Below are 22450 nucleotides of genomic sequence, written 5' to 3'. Positions count from 1 at the left end.
GGCGGAACCGGTGAGTACCGCTCGCGCGCGACGCCGTCCCCCCGGTGACCTACCCTCGACGGTGCTGATGGCTGCGGGAGGAGAGGCGTTGCCTCGAGACGCGGGCGGCGCCGGCGACGTCCTCCGGGACCTGCGCACGGCCACCGCCGAGGAGCACGACCGGGTCGAGACCACCCTCGACCTGATGGACCCCCACCTCGACCGCGACCGCCTGGTCGGCGTCCTGGGGCGGCTGCACGCCTTCTGGCTGGCGGCCGAGGCCGGCCTGGACGCCTGGGCGCGCCGCCGGCCCGACGACGCCGCCGCCCTGGACTGGGCGCGCCGCCGCCGCGCCGGGCTCTACGCCGCCGACCTGCGCGCGCTCGGCGCCGACCCGGGGGCCGCTCCCGACCTGCCCGACCTGCCCGAGGTGCGCGACACCGACGAGGCGCTCGGCCGGCTCTACGTGCTGGAGGGCTCCACGCTCGGCGGCACGTTCATCGACCGCCACCTCGCCACGCTGCCCGGGCTGGCCGGCGGCCCGCGGCTGCGCTGCTTCAGCCCCTACGGCGCCGACACCGGCGCGATGTGGCACGCCTTCCGCCGGGTCACCCGCGAGCACGTGGCCGCCGGCGGGGACGCCGGCCGGGTGGTCGGCGCGGCCCGGGCCACCTTCGCCGTCCTCGCCGACTGGTGCCGGCCGGCCGCGCGGACGTCGGGGGCTCCCGCGTGACCGAGCTCGACCGGGACGTCGACCGGGACGTCGCGTGGCTGGCGCCGGACACCCCGGTCGACCTCGACAACTGCGCCCGCGAGCCGATCCACGTCCCGGGCAGCATCCAGCCGCGCGGCGTGCTGCTGGCCGTGAGCGAGCCCGACCTGGTCGTCGTCCAGGCGTCGGAGAACCTGGCCGGGCTCACCGGCGTCGCCTGGTCCGACGCGCTCGGCCGGCCGCTGGCCGAGGTGATCGGGGTGGCCCAGGCCGGGGCCGTCGTCCGCTCGGCGAGCGCCTTCGGCGACCTGCGCGAGCGCAACCCGGTCGAGCTCACCCTCGACGTCGGCGGCGACCCGGTGCCGGTCGACGCGATCCTGCACCGCGCGGTGCTCGGCGGCGTTCGGGACGAGCACGACCAGCCCACCGACGGCGACCCGCCGCAGACCAACCTGGTGGTGGAGCTCGAGCCCGCCCGCGGCCCGCGGCCGTTCTCCTTCCCCAACACCTACCAGGCGGTGCGCGGGACGGTCGGCGCGCTCAACCGCGCCTCGACGCTGCAGGAGCTCTACGACACCACCGCACAGGCGGTCCGCGACCTCACCGGCTTCGACCGGGTGATGGTCTACCGCTACGACGCCGACTACAACGGCGAGGTCGTCGCCGAGGCGCGGGCCGCCGGCCTCAACTCCTTCCTCGGCCTGCACTACCCGGCCTCGGACATCCCGGCCCAGGCGCGGGCGCTGTACGAGAAGAACTGGATCCGGCTCATCTCCGACGTCGACTACGTCCCGAGCCCGGTCCACCCGACCGCCCACCCGGTCACCGGCCGCCCGCTGGACCTCACCTACTCCACCCTGCGCAGCGTCTCGCCGGTGCACGTCGAGTACCTGCACAACATGGGCGTGCGCGCGTCGATGTCCATCTCGCTGCTGCAGGGCGACCGGCTGTGGGGGCTGATCGCCTGCCACCACTACGCCGGCCCGCACCAGCCGCCCTACGCCACCCGGGCGGCCGCGGAGTTCCTCGGCTCCACGCTGTCGTTGCGGCTGGTCGACCGCACGGCGGAGGACGAGGTGCACCGCGCGCTGCAGGTGCGCTCCACCCTGGCCTGGCTGACCGCCGCCACCCTCGACGAGGACCGCCCGCTGGCCGAGACCCTGCTCGGCAGCCCGAGCCTGCTCGACGTGCTGCCCGCCGACGGCGTCACCCTCTGCCTCCAGGGCGACGGCGGCACCCGGGGCGCGCGACTGGACCCCGCGCTGGTCGAGCGGCTCGTGGCCTGGGCGGCCGCGCAGGGCGAGGACGTCGTGGCCACCGACTCCCTGCCGCGCGACGCCCCGGAGCTGGGCGCGCCGCCCGAGGTCGCCTGCGGCGTGCTGGTGCTCCCGCTCGCCGAGGGCCAGTACGTCCTCTGGCACCGCCGGGAGGCCGTGCACTCGGTGGACTGGGGCGGCGACCCGCACAACAAGGCGATCGCCGAGCGGGAGGGCGACTCGGTCCGGCTCAGCCCCCGCAAGAGCTTCGACCGCTGGCGGGAGACCGTGCGGGAGCGCTCGCAGCCGTGGACGCCGCAGGAGCGCTCCGAGGTCGGGCAGCTGCGCAACCACCTGGTCGAGGCGCTGTACGCCCGCTCGCGCACCATCGTGCGGGCCGCCGAGACGCTGCAGCGCAGCCTGCTGTCCGAGCCACCCGCCGCCGACCACCTCGACGTCGGCGTCCGCTACGTGCCGGCCACCCGCGAGGCCCAGGTGGGCGGCGACTGGTACGACGTCTTCGTGCAGCCCGACGGCTCCACGATGCTCGTCATCGGCGACGTCGTCGGCCACGACACCGCGGCGGCCGCCTGCATGGCGCAGCTGCGCGGGCTGCTGCGCGGCATCGCCTACGACAGCACCGGCAGCCCGGCGACCGTGCTGGCCCGCCTCGACGCCGCCATCGAGGGCCTGGGTCTGGGTGCCATGGCCACCGTGCTCGTCGGCCGGCTCGAGCCCGGCGCCCGCGGCACGGCGCGGCTGCGGTGGGCCAGCGCCGGGCACCTGCCGCCGCTGGTGGCCGGCCCCGACGGCGCGGCCGTGGCGCTCACCGGCCCGCGGCCGGGGCTGCTGCTCGGCGTGGACCCGCGGGCGGTGCGCACCGACCAGGTGGAGGAGCTGCGGCCCGGCTCGACGGTGCTGCTCTACACCGACGGCCTGGTCGAGCGCCGCGACTCCGGCTTCGACGACGGCGTGGGCCTGCTCGGCCGGGCGCTGGCGGAGCTCCGCGACCGGCCGGTGGAGCAGGTGTGCGACGCGTTGCTCGGGCGGCTGGTGCCCGACGGCGCCGAGGACGACGTCGCGCTGGTCGCGGTCCGCCTGGTGGAGGAGCTTGCTCCTGCCTCCCACCACTCGCCCGCTGGCGGCGGGCCGCTGCAGGGAGGCCGGCCCTAGGGCGCCTCGGGGTCGCTGAACTCCGCGTCCAGGCCGTCGCCCTGGGGTCCGCCCTTGGCGGGCAGCGGCGCCTCGTCCTCGGCGGCCCGCAGCTCCGCGTCGCCGGCCTCGGGCGGGGCGCCGTCGGTCCCGCGCGCGAGCTCGCCGAGCAGGCGCTCCTCGTCGGGGCGCAGGTCGCCACTGCCCAGGTGCTCCCCCGGCTGGCCGGCGTCGGAGCCGGAGGCCATGCCGCTGTCGGGCAGGTCGGGGTCGGTCACGGCCGGCTCACCGCGGGAAGTTCGGCTCGAGGCGCGGCACGATCTGCATCTCCGGCACGAACGCCGAGGGGTGCAGCAGCAGCAGCGTGCGCACGGTGTCGGCCACCGCCGACGGCGGCATCATCAGGTGCCCCGGGATGCCCCACTGCTCCATCATCGGGGTGTCCATGGCCGCCGGGATCACCGCCTGCACCCGGCACGGGAAGGGCCGCTCGGAGCCGTCCTCGAGCGTGGTGGCCTTCTCCCGCAGCTCCCGCTGGATGCAGCGGGTGGCGTTGAGGAAGCCGGCCTTGGAGCCGTTGTAGGCGATCGCGCCGCTGCCCGAGGTGATCGCCGACAGCGACACGACGTGCACGACGTCGGCGGTGCGCCCCTCCGGCAGGTGCTGCACCCGCTTCACGAACTCGCTGGTCAGGAAGACCGGGCCCTCGCAGTTGACGGCCATGACCCGGCGGTAGTCGTCGAGGTCGATGTCGGTGACGTAGCCGGGGCGGTCGATGCCGGCCACGTTGACCAGCACGTCGAAGGCGTCGCCGTGCTGCTCGAACAACTGGGCGACGACCGCGCGGCGGCTGCCGTCGTCGGTGACGTCGAGGGCGACGACGTCGGCGCTGCCGCCCGCGCCGGTGACCAGGTCGCGGGTCCGCGCGCTGCCGTCGGCGTCGATGTCGGCCACCACGACGTGCGCCCCGGCCTCGGCCAGCGACACGCACGTCGCCCGGCCCAGCCCGCTGGCCCCGCCGGTGACCAGCGCCACGCGGCCCTTGAGCTCCCCTGCCACCCGTACCTCCGTCCACCGGCCCGTCGCCGGGCCGTGATCACGTTCCGTGCCCCCACCTTCGCCGAGACCGCCCGCGCCCGCAGGTCGGGACCGCTCAGGCCGGTGAGGACCAGACGTCGGCGAGGGTCACCGTCTGCAGCCGCCGGGTCTCGATGAGCCCGACGAGCTCGTCGAGGACGGTGGCCAGGGGCGGCTGGTTGGCGTGCCCGACGACGATCGTCCGCGCCGCGAACCACCGGCGCGCGGCCGCCACCAGGTCGGCCGGGCCCACCACCCGGCCGTCCTCGAAGGTGCCGTTCCACAGCACGGTGGTGGGGTGGCCGACGTCGGCGGCGATCCGGTCGGTGCGCTCGTCGTGCGAGCCGAACGGCGGCCGCCAGAACGGCGTCGACTGCACCCCCAGGGTGCGGCGCATGAAGTCGCGGTTGCGCACCAGCTCGTCGGCGACGACGGCGTCGGGCACCGTGACCAGGTCGGGGTGCGAGAACGTGTGGTTGCCGAAGGCGACCTGCCCCGACTCGATCAGCGGCCGCAGCCGCCGCGCGTTCTCCTCCCACGAGGAGTAGCGGCCGTTGGGGAAGAAGGTCAGCCGGGTGCCGGTCTCCTCGGCGAGCGTGACGAGGGCGGCGACGACCTCGCCGTCGATGCCGTCGTCGATGGTCAGCGCGAGGGTGTCGGCCGGCCCGGGCAGCGTGTCGACGACGCCGGCGGGCGCGGGGACGGCGACCACGCCGGGCGGCCCGGTGGGCACCGGCTCGGCGGGCAGCGGCTCGACGGCCGCCAGCGCGGTGCCGGGACTGCCGAGCTCCGCCGCGCCGCGCCCCACCGCGGCGCCCGTCAGCCCGGCAGCGAGCAGGAGGAGGAAACCCCGGCGGTCCACGCGGGCGAAGCTAGGACGGCCCTTCGGCGGGTCCCGTGCAGCGACACCACGGGGCTCGCGTGCCCACCACGGTCCGTGTCCTCCCGGCTACCGTCCCTCGCGCGGGGAACGGGTCAGGACGACGGGAGGAGGCCGGCCTGCTCGATGAGGCGGGCCTGCTCGCGACACCAGGGCGACCAGGCGTCGCGCTCCCCGGCCTCCTGGCGACGGCGGAACTCCGCCCACTCCACCAGCTCCCACTCGCCGACCTCGCTCGGGTCGGGGTCGGGCGTCCCGGTGAAGCGGCCCAGGTAGACCGGGCAGACCTCGTTCTCCACGACGCCGCGGAACTCGGCGCGGTAGCGGTAGCCGGGCAGCGCCGGGCGCAGGTCGGCCACCTCGACGCCGAGCTCGAAGGAGGCGCGCCGGGCGATCGCGTCGGCGTCGCCCTCCCCGGGGCCGGGGTGGCCGCAGACGGTGTTGGTCCACATGCCGGGGAAGGTCTGCTTGTCCGCGGCGCGGCGGGTGACCAGCAGCCGGCCGTCGTCGGTGAAGAGGTAGGCGGAGAAGGCGCGGTGCAGCGGGGTCTCGCCGTGGTGCACCAGCGGCTTGGGCATCGTGCCGATCGGTGTCCCGTCGTCGTCGACCAGCACGATCAGCTCTGCCGCGGTCACCGTCACGCCGCCATCCTCCCCGACGGCCGGTGTTCGGGCACGCGCCCGTCCGGGCACGGGAGGCGCATGGAGCGGTTCGAGCGCGACGGCCTGGTCTTCGACGTCCGGGACGGCGGCCCCCCCGACGGCGAGCCGGTCGTGCTGCTGCACGGCTTCCCGCAGGACTCCTCCGCCTACGACCGGGTCGCCCCGGTGCTGCACGGCGCCGGGCTGCGCACCCTCTCGCTCGACCAGCGCGGCTACTCCCCCGGCGCCCGGCCCCGCGGGCGGTCGGCCTACCGGCTGCGCGAGGTCACCGCCGACGTCCTGGCCCTGCTCGACGCCGCCGGGCTGGGCAGCGCGCACGTCGTCGGGCACGACTGGGGCGGCGCCGTCGCCTGGGCGCTGGGCGCCTGGCACCCGGAGCGGCTGCGCACGGTCACCTCCCTGTCGACGCCGCACCCGGCCGCGGCGGGCCGGGCGGTGCTCACCAGCGACCAGGGGCTGCGCTCGTCCTACATGGCGCTGTTCCAGCTGCCGGTGGTCCCCGAGCGGCTGCTGCTGGCCCGCGACGGCGCGGCGCTGCGCGGCGTGCTGGAGAACGGCGGGCTGCCCGGGGACGCCGTCGACCGCTACGTCGGCCGGATGCGCGAGCCGGGCGCGCTGTCGGCCGCGCTGGCCTGGTACCGCGCCCTGCCGCTGTCCGTCCGCGACCCCGTCGGCCGGGTGACCGTGCCGACCCTCCACGTGTGGAGCACCGGCGACACCTTCCTCGGCCGCACCGCCACCGAGCGCAGCCGCGACCACGTCCAGGCGCCCTACCGGCTCGAGGTGCTCGAGGGCGTGCCGCACTGGATCCCGGAGCTGGCCGCCGAGCGCACCGCCGAGCTGGTCACCGCCCACGTCCGCACCGCCGGGTGACCGCGCCCGGGCGACCGGGGTCCCCGGCCGGGCGGCGACCGTAGGCTGGGCCCACCGGACGGAGGAGGCACGGGTGGCTGACGACGGCGCGAGCGCACCCCAGTCGCAGACCCTCGACCGCGGTCTCCGGATCCTCGAGCACCTGGCGACCCTCGCCACCCCCCAGCCCGTCGCGGAGGTCGCCGCCGCCGTCGGCCTGCACCGCTCGATCGCCTACCGCCTGCTGCGCACGCTGGAGGACCACCAGCTCGTCGAGCGCGACGGGGCCGGCCACTACCGCCTCGGCCTGGGTGTGGCCGCACTGGCCCGGGGCGTGCGGACCGACCTGCAGGCCGCGGCACTCCCCCGGCTGGACGCACTCGCGGCCGAGCTCGGGATGACGGCGTTCCTCGTCGTCCGTGCCGGGGACGAGGCCGTGACCGTGGCGAGCGTCGAGCCGCACGACACGGCCGCCCACGTGTCCTACCGTCCCGGCACGCGCCACCCGGTCGGCCGCGGCGGGCCGGGGCTGGCCCTGCTCATGTCCGAGCCTCCCGCGCCGCAGGACCGCGCCGAGCTGCAGGAGGCCCGCCGGGTCGGCTGGGCCAGCTCGCACGGCGAGGTGATCCCCGGCCTGCGGTCGATCGCCGCACCCGTCCTGGGACCCGACGGCGGCGCCCGGGCCGCGCTCGCGGTCGTCTACGTCGACGACGGGGTCGACGTCGACCGGGTCGGCCGGTCGGTCGTCGAGGCGGCCGCGAAGGTGACCGCAGCGCTCCGGTGACCGCCCGGCCCCGTCGCCTCCCCCCGTCCGCGGAGGGTTGTGCCGGCCACCACACCGCCGTACCGTTCGGTCAGTAACTGAACGGACTGTTCGATATACGGACTCAGGAGCCGTCCATGGCCGCGAAGCCCTTCGCCTCCTCCGCCGACCTGGGTGTCAAGGAGCAGACCCTCGAGGTGCTCGCCGACGGCGTGTACGCCCTCACCGCGGAGGGCGACCCGAACCTCGGCGCCGTCGAGGGCGAGGACTTCCTCGTCTGCTTCGAGGCCCTGGCCACCCCGGTCGCCGCCCGCCGCTGGCTGGCCAAGCTGCGCGAGCACACCGACAAGCCGGTCCGCTACCTGGTGCTCAGCCACTACCACGCCGTCCGCGTCCTGGGCGCCAGCGCCTTCGACGCCGAGGTGGTCGTCAGCTCCGAGCAGACCAGGCACCTCATCGAGGAGCGCGGCCGGCAGGACTGGGGGAGCGAGTACGGCCGGATGCCGCGGCTGTTCGAGGAGCCGGAGTCGATCCCCGGCCTCACCTGGCCCACGATGACCTTCCGCGACCGGCTGACCATCGAGCTCGGCGGCGACCGCGGCGAGCTGGTCCTGGGGTTCCTCGGCCGCGGACACACCGAGGGCGACATCGTCGCCTGGCTCCCCGAGCACGAGATCCTCTTCGCCGGCGACCTGGTCGAATCCCAGGCCGCGCTCTACACCGGCGACGCGTTCCACTTCGACTGGGCCGCCGGCACCCTCGACCGGGTCAAGGCCCTGGGGGCGCGGCAGCTGGTGGGCGGGCGCGGGAGGATCGCGCGCGGCCGCGACGAGGTCGACGCCGCGATCGAGCAGACCCGCGACTTCCTGCTCACCATGCAGCGCACGGTCGGCGAGGTCCACCGCGCCGGCGGCACCCTCAGGCAGGCGTTCGAGGCCACGCACACCGCCCTGGCCCCGCGGTACGGCGCGTGGCCGATCTTCGAGCACTGCCTGCCCTTCGACGTCTCCCGGCTGTGGGACGAGTTCTCCGGGATCGAGCGCCCCGTCATCTGGACCGCCGAGCGCGACCGCGCCGTGTGGGACCAGCTCCAGGGCTGACCCGACAGGAGCCCTCCGATGACCTCCCACCCCGAGCCGCCGGTGCTGGTCCTGGGCGCCGGCCCCGTCGGCCAGACCGCCGCCCTGCTGCTGGCCCGCTGGGGCCTACCGGTCGTCGTCCTCGACGCCCGTCCTGCGCGGGACCCGGTCGGCTCCAAGGCCATCTGCCAGCAGCGCGACGTCCTCGACGTCTGGGACGCCGTCGGCGTCGGCGCCGAGCTCGCCCGCCGCGGCGTCACCTGGACCACCGCCCGGACCTTCCACCGCGACCGCGAGCTGTTCAGCTTCACCTTCGCCGACCGCGGCCGCTCGCCCTTCCCGCCCTTCGTCAACGTCTCGCAGTGCGAGACCGAGGCCCTCCTCGACGAGCGGATCGCCGCCTCGCCGCTGGTCGACGTGCGGTGGGGGCACCGGGTCACCGGTCTCGAGCAGGACACCGACGGGGTCACCGTCACCTGCGAGACGGCCGACGGCGAGGTGCGGGTGACCGGCACGCACGCCGTGGCCTGCCCCGGCCCGCGCAGCGACGCCCTCCGCTCGATGCTGGGGCTGACCTTCCCGGGCGAGTCCTTCGAGGACTCCTTCCTCATCTGCGACATCCGCACCGACCTGCCCGGGTGGGAGACCGAGCGGCGCTTCTACTTCGACCCGGAGTGGAACCCCGGCCGCCAGGTGCTCATCCACCCCTGCCCGGACTCGACGTTCCGCATCGACTGGCAGGTGCCCCCGGACTTCGACCTGGCCGCCGAGGAGGCCTCGGGCGGGCTGGACCGGCGGATCCGCCAGGTCGTCGGCGACCGGCCGCACGAGGTCCTGTGGAGGTCGGTCTACCGGTTCCACTCCCGGCTCGTCGACCGGATGCGCGTCGGGCGGGTGCTCGTCGCCGGCGACGCCGCGCACCTGGTCAGCCCCTTCGGTGCGCGCGGCCTGAACTCCGGCGTGCTCGACGCCGAGAACGCGGCCTGGAAGGTCGCCTTCGTCCGCCGCGGCTGGGCACCGGAAGAGCTGCTCGAGAGCTACCACGCGGAGCGGCACGCCGCGGCCCGGGAGAACATCGACGTCACCACGGCGACGATGCGCTTCCTCGTGCCGCACACCGAGGAGGAGGCCCGCCACCGCCTCGACGTGCTGGAGCGGGCCGCCACCGACCCCGCGGCCCGCGCACAGGTCGACTCGGGGCGGCTGGCCGAGCCGTTCTGGTACGTCGACTCCCCGCTCACCACCCCGGACCCCACGCGCCCGTTCCCGGGCCGCCCGGCGCGCGGCGACGTCCCGGTGCCGGCGCCCGGCGTGCTGGTGCCCGACTGCCCGGTGACCGTCCCCGGCCGGCCCGACGTCGTCCGGCTGCGGCAGCTCGCCCGCGAGGGCGTCACCGTCCTGCTCGGCGACGACGCGCCGGTCCCCGACCTGCCCGACCTCGGGGACCTGCCGGTGGCGGTGCACCGCGTCGCCGAACTGGACCCGACCCCGGTGCTCCACGAGGCGCTCGGTGCCCGCGCCGACGAGCTCTGGGTGCTGCGCCCGGACGCGCACATCGCGGCCGTGCTCACCGACCCGGTCGCGGTGCCCGTCGCGGTGTCCCGCGCACTCGCCCTCGAGGGACCCCCGTGCCCCCCACCGCTCGCACGCTCGCGGCGGGCCCCTGCACGGGGGCCGGTCCCGGTGCCCACGATCTGAAGGAGGAGGACCCCGATGGCGTTCTACCGGCAGGTGGGCGAGGTCCCGCCCAAGCGGCACACCCAGTTCCGCCGTCCCGACGGCGGCCTCTACCACGAGGAGCTGGTGGGCGAGGAGGGCTTCTCCTCCGACTCCTCGCTGCTCTACCACTCGGGCGTGCCCTCGGCGATCGTCGACGCCCGCCCGTGGGAGCTGCCCGACCAAACCCTGACCCCCAACGCCCCGCTGGTGCCCCGGCACCTGAAGCTCCACGACCTGTTCCCCGGCGAGGAGCACAAGGCCACCGACCCGGTCACCGGCCGGCGGCTCGTGCTCGGCAACGGCGACGTCCGCATCTACTACGCCGTGTCGTCGCTGACCAGTCCCTACTACCGCAACGCCACCGGCGACGAGTGCGTCTACGTCGAGCGCGGCAGCGCCACCGTGGAGACGACCTTCGGTGCGCTCCAGGTCGGGCAGGGTGACTACGTCGTCATCCCGCGGACCACCACGCACCGCTGGGTGCCCACCGGCGAGGAGCCGCTGCGCACCTACGCCGTCGAGGCGAACAGCCACATCACCCCGCCCAGGCGCTACCTGTCGAGGTTCGGGCAGTTCCTCGAGCACGCGCCGTACTGCGAGCGCGATCTGCGCGGGCCGAGCGAGCCGCTGCTCGGCGAGGGCACGGACGTGGAGGTGTACGTCAAGCACCGCGGCAGCGGTCCCGGTGGGCTGGCCGGCACGGTGCACGTGGTGCCCGAGCACCCGTTCGACGTGGTCGGCTGGGACGGGCACCTGTACCCCTACGCCTTCGACATCGCCGACTTCGAGCCGATCACCGGCCGGGTGCACCAGCCGCCGCCGGTGCACCAGGTGTTCGAGGGCGGCGGCTTCGTGATCTGCAACTTCGTGCCGCGCAAGGTCGACTACCACCCGCTGGCGGTGCCGGTGCCCTACTACCACTCCAACGTCGACTCCGACGAGATCATGTTCTACGTCGACGGCGACTACGAGGCCCGCAAGGGCTCGGGCATCGGCAGGGGCTCGGTCTCGGTGCACCCCGGCGGGCACTCCCACGGCCCGCAGCCCGGCGCGGTCGAGCGCTCGCTGGGTGTCGAGTACTTCGACGAGACGGCGGTCATGGTCGACACCTTCCGCCCCCTCGACCTCGGCGAGGCCGGCGTCGCCGTCGACGACGGCAGGTACGCCTGGACGTGGTCGGGCCGGGGCCCGTCGGCATGAGGGAGCTGTTCACCCGCCTGTTCGACGACGCCGCCCTCTTCCCGCCCGGGAACGCGCCGATGGCCGCCGCCGTCCCGGCACACCGGGGACTGGAGGAGCGCCTGGGTGACCTGGTGGGTCCGTTCGTCGTCCCCGCCGCCCGGTTGGACGAGCTCACCGAGCACCTCCGCGACGGCGACCCGTTCGACGTCTCGCTGCTCGCGGCGGCCGGCGACCTGCCGGCCGCCGCGGCCCGCGTCGGCGCCGACCCGCGGCTGCGGCTGGCCGCCGTCGAGGTGCCGGTCGTGGCCGACGCCGCGGCGGCCGGGCGCGCGGTCCGGGTGCTCGACGACGTCGTGCCCGCCGGCGTGCCGGCAGCCGTCGAGTTGCCCCGCACCGGCGCCCGCGACGCCGTCCTCGACGTGCTGGCCGGCACCGGCGTGCGCGCCAAGCTCCGGACCGGCGGACTGCGCGCCGACCTGTTCCCCCCGGCGGAGGAGCTCGCCGCGACACTGGCCGCCTGCGTCGCCCGCGGGGTCCCGCTCAAGTGCACCGCCGGCCTGCACTCCGCGGTGGCGCATCACGACCCGGCCACCGGGTTCACCCACCACGGCTTCCTGAACGCACTCGCCGCCTGCGACGCACTCGCCGCCGGCGGACCCGCCGCCGCGGCCGAGCAGTGGCTGCGCCAGGACGACCCCGGGGTCCTCGTCGAGGGCTGGTCACCCGACCGCGCCGCCCGGGCGCGCGCCGTCCTCACCTCGTTCGGCACCTGCAGCGTCCTCGCGCCCGTGGACGACCTCGTGCGCCTGGGCCTGCTGCCCGCCCACGACCGGATGCCCGCATGAGCTGGCTCGGCCTGCCCGAGGGCACCGGCTTCGGCATCGACAACCTCCCCTACGGCGTCTTCTCCGACGCCTCCGGCCGCCGCCGCACCGGGGTGGCGATCGGCGACGCCGTCCTCGACCTCGCCGCGGCCACCGGCGACGACGTCCACGCCACCGGCTCGCTCAACGCGTTCCTCGCGCGCGGGCCGCGGGCGTGGGCCGACCTGCGGGATCAGCTCACCGGGTGGCTGACCGACGAGACGCACCGCGGCCGCGTCGAGCCGCACCTGCTGCCCCGCGACGCGGTGACGCTGCACCTGCCGGTGGAGATCGCCGACTACGTCGACTTCTACAGCTCCCGGCACCACGCGGAGAACCTCGGCCGCATGTTCCGCCCGGACTCCCCGCCGCTGACGCCGAACTGGGAGCACCTGCCCATCGGCTACCACGGCCGGGCGGGGACGGTGCAGGTCTCGGGCACCCCAGTGGTCCGGCCGAGCGGTCAGCGCAGGGCACCGGCCGACGACGCCCCGACGTTCGGGCCGTCGCAGCGCCTGGACATCGAGGCCGAGGTCGGCTTCGTCGTCGGCGTGGGCTCCGAGCTGGGCCGCCCGGTGCCGCTCGCCGCCTTCGCCGACCACGTGTTCGGCGTCTGCCTGGTCAACGACTGGTCCGCCCGCGACATCCAGTCCTGGGAGTACGTGCCGCTGGGCCCCTTCCTCGGCAAGTCCTTCCTCACCTCGGTCTCCCCCTGGGTCGTGCCGCTGGCCGCACTCGAGGCCGCCCGGGTCGCCCCGCCGGCCCGCGACGTGCCGCTGCTGCCCTACCTCGACGACGCCGGCGCCGACCCGTGGGGCCTGGACATCGCGATCGAGGTCCGCCTGAACGGCGAGCTCGTGAGCTGCCCGCCGTTCGACCTCATGTACTGGACCGCCGCCCAGCAGCTCGCGCACACGACCGTCAACGGCGCGTCCCTGCGCACCGGCGACCTGTTCGCCTCCGGCACCGTCTCCGGCCCGGCGGCCGACCAGCGCGGCTCGTTCATCGAGCTGTCCTGGGGCGGCGCGGAACCACTGGCACTCGCGGACGGCACCACGCGGACGTTCCTCGAGGACGGCGACGTCGTCATACTCACCGCCACCGCACCGGGCACCGCCGGTGGACGGATCTCCCTCGGCGAGGTCACCGGCCGCGTCCTGCCCGCGCGCTGACGGTCAGCCGAGCAGCGGTCCCAGCCGCAGGGCGAAGCCCTCGGCGAGCCGGGCGTGCGCGGCCGGCGCCGCGGGGTCGGCACCGCGGACGGTGAACACCAGGGCGCCCACCAGCACACCGGCGGGTGAGCGCACGGGGACCGCCGCGCACGACAGGTCCCCGTGCACCTGTCCCCCCTGCACCGCCCAGCCGCGACGGCGGGTCTCGCGGAGCTCCCGGTCGAGGTCCGCGGGGCGGACCACCGTGCGCTCGGTCAGCCGCTGCAGCCGGGTCGGGCTGAGCACCTCCTGCCAGTCGTCCTGCTCGGCCAGCAGCAGCTTGCCGGGGGCGGAGGCGTGCAGGTGGCGCTCGACCAGCTCGGGGGCCTGCAGCGGGTGGTCGGGGTCCACGTCGGCACAGTGCAGCGTCGAGGGCGTGCACCGGACCAGGTGCACGCCGCAGCGCACCTGGCCCCGCAGGTCGGCGACCACCTCGCGGGCCGCCGTGCACACCGGCGCGGCACCGTTGGCCCCCGTGAGGCGGGCGGCCTTCCGGCCGATGGCGAAGCCGTGCAGGTCGGGAAGGCGCACCAGGTACTCCTCCCCCACGAGCAGGTTCAGCAGCCGGTAGGTGGTCGCCGGCGGCAGTCCCAGCTCGTCGGCGACCTCCTTGGCCGTCACGCCGGCCCCGACCCGGGCCACCGTCTCCAGGATGGCCAGCGCGCTCTGCACGGCCTTGGGCTGGCGCCCGGTGAGCCCCCGGTCGATGGCCGGCGTCATCGCGGCGGCTCGGCCGGGACGCTGCCCGGGAGCACGCTGCTCGCCGTCGCCTGGTCGTACACGCCGACCGCGCGCAGCCGCTCCGGGGCCCGCCACCTCAGCCAGAGCGCCCACGCCACCCCGGGCGACAGGGCCGCGACGGTGATGGCCGTCAGCACCTCCCCGTCCCCCCGTGCGGCGCCGGCCAGGGCGGCCAGCAGCACGGCCAGGCCCGCCGCCCCGGCCACCAGCCCGCCGGCGAGGGGCAACGGGGTCAGCTCGCCGATGCGGCGCAGGAACAGCGGCACGGCCAGGCAGGCCAGGACGTAGGCGACCACGTACCCGGAGGCCGAGACGGTGAGCGCACCGACCAGCACCTCCAGTGGCCCGGCACCGAGGGCCAGGGCGACGACCGGGACGCCGACCACCGCCGGCAGCACCAGGGCCAGCGCCCGGTGCGGGGTCTCGAAGCGGCGGTGCGTCTGGCCCAGGGTCCGCGGCAGGACCTCCTCGCGGGCCATCGAGAACAGCACCCGGCCCAGCGCGTTGGTCGAGCCCGTGACGCAGGCGAAGAACGACGCGGCGATGCCGAGGTCCAGCAGCCGCCGCAGCAGCACCAGCCCGTTGCGGTCCGCGAGCTCGGCCACGGGCACCGGGCTGGTCAGCACGTCGAGGGGAGCCGCGCGCAGGAGCACGACCTGGGCCACCGCCGCGGCGAAGACCAGCACGCCCGCCACCGCCGGGGTCCACAGGACCGCCCGCGGCACGGCCACGAGCGGGCGGCGCGCCTCCACGCCGAGCACGGCGGCGCTCTCGAAGCCCATGAAGGCGGTGACGCCGAGCACGATCCCCACGGCGAGCCCACCCCAGTGCCCCGGCGCGTCCACCACGGACGCCGCGCTGCCCGGCGCGCCGGGGGCGACGAGCAGCAGCGCCCCGAGCACCACGGCGACCAAGGCCACGGAGACGACCTCGAGGACCAGGGTGACCCGGGCCGACAACCGGATGCCCCGCACCGCGAAGGCGGTGGCGAGCAGGCCGACCACGCCGCCCAGCAGGGCGACGACCGACGGCGTCGGCTCGAGCCCGAGCAGCCCGGCGAGGTACAGCGCCGAGCCCCCCAGCGCCGCCATCGCGACCGCGGCGTAGCCGACCAGCAGCGCCCAGCCGCCGGCGAGGGCACCGACCGGCCCGAGGCCCTTGGCGGTGTAGCTGTACGTCCCGCCGACCGCGGCCATGCGGCGGCCGAACTGCGTGAGGCACCAGCCGATGAGCAGGACCAGGGCGGTGGCCGCGACGAACGCGGGCAGCGTCGCCGCTCCCGCCTCCACCAGCACGATCGAGGGGACGACGACCATCGCCGCCGTCGGGGCGAGCGCCGACACCGACTGGGCGAGCACCTCGGCGAAGCCGAGCCGGTGCCGGCGCAGCCCGTCGACCGGCGACCGGCGGGGCAGCCGGACGGCGGTGCTCCGCTGCGTCATGCCGCTCCCTTCGACTGCTGCGCGAGACTAGCCAGCTCCCGTGTCCGCGGCGTCCCCCTCGAATGAGAAAGACGTGACCGCGGTCTCCCGTTCGGGGTAACGAGAACGTTTCCAGTTCATGACGGCCGTGTAACCGCGCACGTCGGCGCCGGGGTCAGGCTGCTCAGCCATCGCCGTCCGCCCGGCAGTCCGACTGCCGCCGCCCCGGAGGTCGCCCATGGCCACCGTCTCCGACCCGCCGCCGGCCGCACCGGCCACCCGTGCCGGGGAACACCACCGCCTCAGCGGGCGCCTGGGCCCCGGCGCCATCGTCTTCATGGTGGTGGCCGCGGCCGCGCCGCTGACGGTCATCGCCGGCTCGGTCCCCATCGGCATCGCCGCCGGGAACGGCGCCGGCTACCCGGCCATGTACGTGGTCGCGGCCGTCGTCCTGCTGTTCTTCGCCGTCGGGTTCACCGCCATGACGCGGCACGTGCCGAACGCCGGCGCGTTCTACTCCTACGTCGGCACGGGGCTGGGCCGCGGTGCCGGGCTGGGCAGCGCGCTGGTCGCGCTCATCAGCTACGTGACCGTGCAGGGCGCGGTGTACGGCTACGTCGGGTTCCTCATCGGCGACCTCGTGGCCGGCTACGGCGGGCCGGCGCTGCCGTGGTGGCTCTGGACCGCCGTCGTCCTCGCCGTCACCGGCCTGCTCGGCTACCGGCACATCGAGCTCTCCAGCAAGGTCCTCGGCGTCCTGCTCGTCGCCGAGGTGGGCATCGTCCTGGTCCTCGACGCCGCGATCGTCGGCCAGGGCGGGAGCGACGAGGGGCTGTCCTCGGCGCTCGTCCGGCCCGACGCGGTCCTCTCCGGCGCCCCGGGCATCGGGCTGATGTTCGCCATCGCCGGGTTCATCGGCTTCGAGGCGACGGCGATCTTCCGCGACGAGGCCCGCGACCCCGAGCGCACCATCCCCCGGGCGACCTACCTGGCACTGGCGATCATCGGCGTCTTCTACACGCTGTCGGCCTGGGCCATCGTCAGCGCGTGGGGCGACGGCTCGATCGTGGAGGCGGCGACCGCCGACCCGGGCGGCATCGTGGTGACGACGGCGGCGCAGTACGTCGGCACGGCCGCGGCCGACGTGATGCTGGTGCTGTTCGTGACCAGCCTCTTCGCCGCGATCCTGTCCTTCCACAACGTGCTCTCGCGCTACGTCTTCTCCCTCGGCAACACCGGCGTCCTGCCCGTCGCCTGCGGACGCAGCCACGCCCGGCACGCCTCGCCGCACGTCGCCTCGCTGGTCACCACCGCGATCGGCGGCCTGCTGATGGCCGTCTGCGCCGTCGCCGGGCTCGACCCGGTGCTGGAGATCTTCACCTGGCTGGCCGGCATCGCCAGCGTCGGCATCGTCGTGCTGATGCTGCTGGCCTGCGTCGCCGTCGTCGTCTTCTTCCGCCGCACCGGACTCGACCGGCGGCCGTGGCACAGCCTCGTCGCCCCGGGCCTCGGCGCGGTCGGCCTGGCGCTGATCCTCGTGCTGCTCGTCCGCAACCTGCCGCTGCTCATGGGCGGCTCCACACCCCTCGGCGTCGGCGCCGGCGTCCTGCTCGCCGCCGCCCTCGCCGCCGGCTGGCTGCTCGCACGAGCCCGCCCGCACGCCGCCCGCGACCTCACCACCGCCACCCCCGCCGACAACGCCCCGCAGATCTGAGGAGGACCCCGATGACCCTGACCACGCCCCGATCCACCGCCACCCACCCGCTGTCCCGGCTCACCGCCGAGGAGATCAGCACCGCCACAACGATCGTCCGGGACGCCGGCCTGGTGGCCGAGAGCTCGAAGTTCGTCTACGTCGGCCTGGAGGAGCCGCACAAGCGCGACGTGCTGACCTGGACCCCGGGCGAGCCCGTGGAGCGGCGGGTGCGCGTCCTGGTGCTCGACCGCGCCACCGGCAACGGCCGCGACCTCACCGTCTCGGTCACCGGCGGCACGGTGGTCACCGACGTCGAGATCGACGGCGCCGCCGACGGGCAGGTCCCGATCCTCGACGCCGAGTTCGAGGCGATCGAGCCCATCCTCGCCGCCGACGAGCGCTGGGTCGCCGCGATGGCCAAGCGCGGGCTCGACGTCGCCGACGTCCGGGCCGTCCCGCTGTCGGCCGGCTCCTACTTCCCCGACGAGTCCGGCCACCGGATCGTCCGGGTCCTCGGCTTCCACCAGGCGGACGAGACCGACCTGCCCTGGGCGCACCCGGTCGACGGCGTCGTCGCCTACGTCGACGTCACCCGCGGCGTCACCACGGCCGTGCACGACCACTACGACCTGCCGGTGCCGGCCGAGCGCGCCGACCTCGACCAGGCCACCCACCCGCACGCGGTGCGCGACCTCAAGCCCATCGAGATCACCCAGCCCGAGGGGCCGAGCTTCACCGTCGAGGACGACGTCGTCCGCTGGGCCGGCTGGGAGTTCCGCGTGGGCTTCGACGCCCGGGAGGGGCTGGTGCTGCACCAGCTGTCGATCGACGGGCGGTCGGTGGTCCACCGCGCCTCGATCGCCGAGATGGTCGTGCCCTACGCCGACCCCTCCCCGGTGCGCTTCTGGCAGAACTACTTCGACGTCGGCGAGTACCTCTTCGCCCGCTACACCAACTCCCTCGAGCTGGGCTGCGACTGCCTCGGCGAGATCCACTACTTCGACGCCACCCTGGCCGACGAGGACGGCGCCCCGCGCACCATCCGCAACGCCGTCTGCCTGCACGAGGAGGACCACGGCGTCGCCTGGAAGCACACCGACCTGTTCAACGGGATGGCCGAGACCCGCCGCTCCCGCCGGCTGGTGATCAGCTTCTTCACCACCATCGGCAACTACGACTACGGCTTCTACTGGTACCTCTACACCGACGGCACCATCCAGCTGGAGAGCAAGGCGACCGGCATCGTCTTCACCTCGTCCTACCGCGGCGACGAGCACCCCTACGCCACCGAGATCGCCCCGGGCCTGGGCGCGCCGTTCCACCAGCACCTGTTCTCCGCCCGGCTGGACATGGCCGTGGACGGCACCGGCAACACGGTGCACGAGGTGGACGCCGTCCGGCTGCCGATGAGCGACACCAACCCCTACGGCAACGCCTTCGCCCGCCGGCTGACCCCGCTCACGCGCGAGTCGGAGGCGCAGCGGGTCAGCGACGCGACGGTCGGGCGGACCTGGCACGTGGTCAACCCGTCGAAGACCAACCGGTTCGGCCAGCCGGTCGGGTACGCGCTGCACCCGCAGGCCTCGCCGGTCCTGCTCGCCGACGGCGAGTCGTCGATCGCCCAGCGGGCGGCGTTCTCGACCCGGAGCCTGTGGGTGACCGAGTACGACCCCGCCGAGCGCTATCCGGCCGGCGACTTCGTCAACCAGCACCCGGGTTCCGGCGGGCTGCCGTCCTTCGTCGCCGGCGACGCGCCGCTGGAGGACGCCGACGTCGTCCTCTGGCACACCTTCGGGCTCACGCACTTCCCGCGCCCGGAGGACTGGCCGGTCATGCCCACCGACTACACCGGCTTCACCCTCAAGCCGGTCGGCTTCTTCGACCGCAACCCCGCGCTCGGCCTCCCGCGGTCCACCTCGTCGCACTGCGCGTCGCACGGGTCGTGACGAGCGCCGACGTGGCCGCCCGGCCGGGGGCGCACGCCCTCGGCCGGGCGGCCGCCGGCCTGGCCGTGGCGGGGTCGCTCGTGCACGTGCTGCTGCTCGACGTCACGTCGCTGGCCTCGCTGGCGATGGTGGCGACGGCGGCGGTCTGCCTGCCGTGCGCCTGGCAGCTGTGGCGACGGCCGACGCGGTCCGCGTGGCGGACGACGGTGCTGGCCGACGTCACGATGCTCGCCCTGCACCTGCAGGTGCTCGCCCAGCCGGCCGCAGGTGGGACGGCGCACGGCGCGCACCACGGCGCCCACCACGGCGCCCACCACGGCGCCGCTGCCGGCGGCCTGGTCTGGACCGGGCTCGCCCTCGTCGCCGGGTCCCTCGCGGCCGCTGCGGTGGCGCTCGCCCGGCGACCGGGACGCCGCCGGGAGGTCCTCGGGGCGGCACCCACGCCGGTCTGATGAGTGCCGGGCACCCCTCGTCGGACCGTGGAGCCGTGTCGGGCCGTGGAGCCTTGTCGGGCCGTGGAGCCGGCACGAGACTCCCGGCCGTGAGCAGCGACCCCCTCGTGATCGGCTCCGGCCCGTGCCGGGTCCTCGCCCTGCACGGCTGGTTCGGGTCGGCGAGGGGGTGGGGGCCGTTCGCCGACCTGGTCGACGGGGACCGCTACACCTACGCCTTCCTCGACCACCGCGGCTACGGCGCCCGCCGCGCGGAGACCGGGGAGTACACGATCGCCGAGATGGCCGCCGACGCCCTGGCCGCGGCCGACGCGCTCGGCTGGTCGTCCTTCGCCGTGCTGGGCCACTCGATGGGCGGCAGCGTCATGCAGCGCGTCGCCCTCGACGCCGGCGACCGGGTGACCGGCCTGGTGGGGATCAGCCCCGTCCCGGCGACGGGCGTCCCCTTCGACGAGCAGTCGTGGGAGCTGTTCAGCGGCGCGGCGGAGAAGCCGGAGAACCGCTCCGCGATCATCGACCTCACGACGGGCGGCCGGCTGAGCCGCACCTGGCTCGACCGCATGGTGCGGGCCTCGCTCGAGAGCTCCGACCCGGTCGCCTTCCGGGCCTACCTCGACGCGTGGGGGCGGACCGACTTCGCCGACGAGGTCCGCGGCCGGCAGGTGCCGGTGCGGCTGGTCGTGGGAGTGCACGACCCGGCGCTGAGCGCGGCGGTCATGGAGCAGACGTTCCTGCAGCTCTACCCCGACGTCTCCCTGGAGGTGCTGGCCAACGCCGGCCACTACGCCATGTTCGAGACGCCGGTCGCCCTGCTCACCTGCGTCGAGCGGTTCCTCGACCAGCTGTGACCGCACCCGCCGACACCCTGGCCCTCGTCGACCCGGCCGCCTACGAGGACGGCCCGCCGCTGGAGCTGCTGCGCCGGCTGCGGGCCGCGACGCCGGTCACCTGGGTCGAGGAGCCCGCGCTGCACGGCCAGCCCGCCGGGCCGGGCTTCTGGCTGGTGCTGCGGCACGCCGACGTCGAGCGGGTGCTGCGCGACCCGGCGACGTTCTCCTCGTGGCTGGGCGCCACCCAGGTGCGCGACGCCGCCGACCTGGAGTGGGTGCGCCGGATGATGCTCAACACCGACCCGCCCGACCACTCCCGGCTGCGCCGCCTGCTGTCCCGGTCGTTCACCCCGCGCGCGGTGGCCGCGCTCACCGCGTCGATCGAGGCGACGGCGGACCGGCTGGTCGACCGGGTGGTCGGCGGCGCTGCCGAGGGCCGCTGCGACTTCGCCAAGGACCTGGCCGCGGACCTGCCGCTGCTCACCCTGGCCGACGTCCTCGGCGTGCCGGCCGAGGACCGCTGGCTGCTGTACGACTGGTCCAACCGGGTGATCGGCTGGCAGGACCGCGACTACGCCACCTCGGCGGCCTTCGACGGCACCGGCGGGACGGCCCTCGCCCGCCAGGCCCTGGCGGTGCGGCCGGCACCGGGGCCCGACGGCCGCATGCCCGACCCGCGCACCCGCGCCGGCATGCCCGACCTCTACGCCTACGCCCGCCTGCTGGCCGAGGAGAAGCGCCGCTCCCCGACGGACGACGTCGTGTCGTTGCTGCTGGCGCAGGTCGACGAGGACGGCGGGCAGGTGAGCCCCGAGGAGTTCGAGAACCTGTTCTGGCTGTTCGCCGTCGCCGGCAACGAGACGCTGCGCAACGGCCTGCCCGGCGGGCTCATCGCCCTGCTGCAGCACCCCGACCAGCTGGCCGACCTGCGCGCCGACCCCGCGCTGCTGCCCGGTGCGGTGGAGGAGCTGCTGCGCTGGTGGACGCCGGTCATGGTGTTCCGCCGCACCGCCACCCGCGACGTCGACCTCGCCGGCGTCCGCGTCCGCGCCGGCGACAAGGTGGTCGTCTCCTTCACCTCGGCCAACCGGGACGAGTCGGTGTTCGACGACCCCGACCGGTTCGACGTCCGCCGCTCCCCCAACCCGCACCTGTCCTTCGGGCACGGGCCGCACTTCTGCCTGGGCGCCCAGCTGGCCCGGGTGCAGCTGCGGGCGCTGTTCGCCGCGCTGCTGCGGCGGACGGGCAGCATCGAGCCCGACGGGCCGCCGGCGCTGCTGCGCTCGAACTTCCAGCGCGGGGTCAAGCGGCTGCCCATCCGCTGGACCGCCGCCTGAGCCGGCTCAGGAGCGGGCGCGCAGGCCCTCGAAGGTGGTGGTGACGAGCGCGTCGGCCAGCGCGTCGGGCGAGAGGCTGCCGCCCGGGCGGTACCACTCGGTGAGCGAGTTGACGGTGCCGAACAGCAGCCGGCTGGTGACGGCGGGGTCGACGTCGGGCCGCACGTCGCCCTCCTCCTCCGCGGCGCGCACCAGGTCGGTGACGATCCGGTCGAACCCGCGCCGCCGGGCGAGCGCCGCCTCCTCCACCGGGGAGTTGCCGCGCACCCGCAGCAGCAGGGTGACGAACGGCAGCTCGGCGGCCAGCACCCGGACCGAGCCGCGCACGACGTGCTCGAGCCGGTCGATCGCCCGCCCGGTGAGGGCCTGCGGCTCCTCGGTGACGGCGAACAGCGCGTCCAGCGCCCGGTCCAGCGCCAGCCGCAGCAGCTCCACCTTGCCGGTCACGTGGTGGTAGATCGCCGACTTGGTGACGCCGAGCCGCGCGGCGAGCTCCTCCATGCTGGTGGCGTCGTAGCCGCGCTCGTTGAACACCTCGACGGCGACGTCGAGCAGGCTGTCGAGGGAGTGCCCCGGGCGCCCGCGCCGGACCCGCGCCGCCGTCATGCGCGGTCACCCCGACACGGGTCAGCTCCCGCGG

Annotated in this window: 21 protein-coding genes; 14 read left to right on the top strand and 7 right to left on the bottom strand. The window is 75.5% G+C overall.

The genetic code is table 11. The features are described from left to right. The first annotated feature begins 88 nt into the window (after window positions 1-88). Window positions 89-712 carry a biliverdin-producing heme oxygenase gene (locus BMZ33_RS15300; RefSeq protein WP_169064380.1) on the top strand — a complete coding sequence of 208 codons (624 nt, stop codon included), beginning with the start codon at window positions 89-91 and terminating at the stop codon, window positions 710-712. Beyond that, on the top strand, window positions 709-3120 hold the full coding sequence (locus BMZ33_RS15295; RefSeq protein ID WP_091112732.1) for a SpoIIE family protein phosphatase: 2412 nt from the start codon (window positions 709-711) through the stop codon (window positions 3118-3120). Before BMZ33_RS15300 ends, BMZ33_RS15295 begins: the two co-directional genes overlap by 4 nt. Here BMZ33_RS15295 and BMZ33_RS15290 read toward each other — a convergent pair. The 4 genes from BMZ33_RS15290 to idi all read right to left on the bottom strand — a co-directional run bounded on the left by BMZ33_RS15290 (window position 3117) and on the right by idi (window position 5697). Further along, the gene (locus tag BMZ33_RS15290) at window positions 3117-3377 is read right to left on the bottom strand and encodes a hypothetical protein (protein WP_169064379.1); all 261 of its coding nucleotides are present in this window, start codon (window positions 3375-3377) and stop codon (window positions 3117-3119) included. The genes BMZ33_RS15295 and BMZ33_RS15290 overlap by 4 nt on opposite strands. Window positions 3378-3384: 7 nt before the next feature. Next, on the bottom strand, window positions 3385-4158 hold the full coding sequence (locus tag BMZ33_RS15285) for an SDR family NAD(P)-dependent oxidoreductase (RefSeq protein WP_091112239.1): 774 nt from the start codon (window positions 4156-4158) through the stop codon (window positions 3385-3387). A 94-nt stretch (window positions 4159-4252) separates the two neighbouring features. Beyond that, the gene (locus BMZ33_RS15280; RefSeq protein WP_091112236.1) at window positions 4253-5038 is read right to left on the bottom strand and encodes a polysaccharide deacetylase family protein; all 786 of its coding nucleotides are present in this window, start codon (window positions 5036-5038) and stop codon (window positions 4253-4255) included. Window positions 5039-5151: 113 nt separating this feature from the next. Then, window positions 5152-5697, bottom strand: a complete 546-nt coding sequence (gene idi, locus BMZ33_RS15275; protein ID WP_091112232.1) for an isopentenyl-diphosphate Delta-isomerase — start codon at window positions 5695-5697, stop codon at window positions 5152-5154. 60 nt (window positions 5698-5757) lie between these two features. On the opposite strand from idi, the gene BMZ33_RS15270 reads away from it, so the two are divergent. The 7 genes from BMZ33_RS15270 (at window position 5758) to fahA (ending at window position 13348) form a co-directional block, all read left to right on the top strand. After that, the gene (locus BMZ33_RS15270; RefSeq protein WP_091112228.1) at window positions 5758-6591 is read left to right on the top strand and encodes an alpha/beta fold hydrolase; all 834 of its coding nucleotides are present in this window, start codon (window positions 5758-5760) and stop codon (window positions 6589-6591) included. Between the two features lie 73 nt (window positions 6592-6664). After that, complete coding sequence (locus BMZ33_RS15265; RefSeq protein ID WP_091112224.1) at window positions 6665-7354, top strand: IclR family transcriptional regulator; 690 nt, start codon at window positions 6665-6667, stop codon at window positions 7352-7354. A gap of 116 nt (window positions 7355-7470) precedes the next feature. Further along, window positions 7471-8433, top strand: a complete 963-nt coding sequence (locus BMZ33_RS15260) for an MBL fold metallo-hydrolase (RefSeq protein WP_091112220.1) — start codon at window positions 7471-7473, stop codon at window positions 8431-8433. A gap of 18 nt (window positions 8434-8451) precedes the next feature. Further along, window positions 8452-10110: an FAD-dependent monooxygenase gene (locus tag BMZ33_RS15255; protein ID WP_091112217.1), complete on the top strand. Its 1659-nt coding sequence runs from the start codon at window positions 8452-8454 to the stop codon at window positions 10108-10110. A gap of 15 nt (window positions 10111-10125) precedes the next feature. Next, entirely contained in the window at window positions 10126-11331 is a 1206-nt protein-coding gene (locus tag BMZ33_RS15250; RefSeq protein WP_091112211.1) for a homogentisate 1,2-dioxygenase, read from the top strand. Continuing rightward, window positions 11328-12158 (top strand): hypothetical protein, encoded by an 831-nt coding sequence (locus BMZ33_RS15245; RefSeq protein ID WP_091112726.1) that lies wholly within the window; start codon window positions 11328-11330, stop codon window positions 12156-12158. Before BMZ33_RS15250 ends, BMZ33_RS15245 begins: the two co-directional genes overlap by 4 nt. Beyond that, window positions 12155-13348: a fumarylacetoacetase gene (gene fahA / locus BMZ33_RS15240; RefSeq protein WP_091112208.1), complete on the top strand. Its 1194-nt coding sequence runs from the start codon at window positions 12155-12157 to the stop codon at window positions 13346-13348. Before BMZ33_RS15245 ends, fahA begins: the two co-directional genes overlap by 4 nt. A 3-nt stretch (window positions 13349-13351) precedes the next feature. On the opposite strand, the gene BMZ33_RS15235 is transcribed toward fahA, so the two are convergent. Further along, complete coding sequence (locus BMZ33_RS15235) at window positions 13352-14107, bottom strand: IclR family transcriptional regulator (protein WP_091112204.1); 756 nt, start codon at window positions 14105-14107, stop codon at window positions 13352-13354. Further along, window positions 14104-15570, bottom strand: coding sequence for an APC family permease (locus BMZ33_RS15230; protein WP_091112201.1), 1467 nt, complete (start codon window positions 15568-15570; stop codon window positions 14104-14106). The genes BMZ33_RS15235 and BMZ33_RS15230 overlap by 4 nt, the downstream gene beginning before the upstream one ends. A 217-nt stretch (window positions 15571-15787) precedes the next feature. On the opposite strand from BMZ33_RS15230, the gene BMZ33_RS15225 reads away from it, so the two are divergent. From BMZ33_RS15225 to BMZ33_RS15205, 5 genes are all read left to right on the top strand, one after another. Then, complete coding sequence (locus BMZ33_RS15225) at window positions 15788-17263, top strand: APC family permease (protein WP_091112197.1); 1476 nt, start codon at window positions 15788-15790, stop codon at window positions 17261-17263. Between the two features lie 11 nt (window positions 17264-17274). Continuing rightward, window positions 17275-19191 (top strand): primary-amine oxidase, encoded by a 1917-nt coding sequence (locus BMZ33_RS15220; protein WP_091112196.1) that lies wholly within the window; start codon window positions 17275-17277, stop codon window positions 19189-19191. Then, on the top strand, window positions 19188-19643 hold the full coding sequence (locus BMZ33_RS15215; protein ID WP_091112193.1) for a hypothetical protein: 456 nt from the start codon (window positions 19188-19190) through the stop codon (window positions 19641-19643). The genes BMZ33_RS15220 and BMZ33_RS15215 overlap by 4 nt, the downstream gene beginning before the upstream one ends. Window positions 19644-19732: 89 nt before the next feature. Next, entirely contained in the window at window positions 19733-20491 is a 759-nt protein-coding gene (locus BMZ33_RS15210; protein ID WP_091112189.1) for an alpha/beta fold hydrolase, read from the top strand. Continuing rightward, window positions 20488-21810, top strand: coding sequence for a cytochrome P450 (locus tag BMZ33_RS15205; protein ID WP_091112184.1), 1323 nt, complete (start codon window positions 20488-20490; stop codon window positions 21808-21810). Before BMZ33_RS15210 ends, BMZ33_RS15205 begins: the two co-directional genes overlap by 4 nt. 6 nt (window positions 21811-21816) lie before the next feature. Here the strand turns inward: BMZ33_RS15205 and BMZ33_RS15200 are convergent, their stop codons facing one another. After that, the gene (locus BMZ33_RS15200) at window positions 21817-22416 is read right to left on the bottom strand and encodes a TetR/AcrR family transcriptional regulator (protein WP_091112180.1); all 600 of its coding nucleotides are present in this window, start codon (window positions 22414-22416) and stop codon (window positions 21817-21819) included. Window positions 22417-22450 lie beyond the last annotated feature (34 nt).

The organism is Geodermatophilus dictyosporus (assembly GCF_900115505.1).
GTDB classification, from domain to species: Bacteria; Actinomycetota; Actinomycetes; order Mycobacteriales; family Geodermatophilaceae; genus Geodermatophilus; species Geodermatophilus dictyosporus.
Note: the sequence above shows the minus strand (reverse complement) of the source record. Positions and strands in the feature narration are given on the sequence as shown.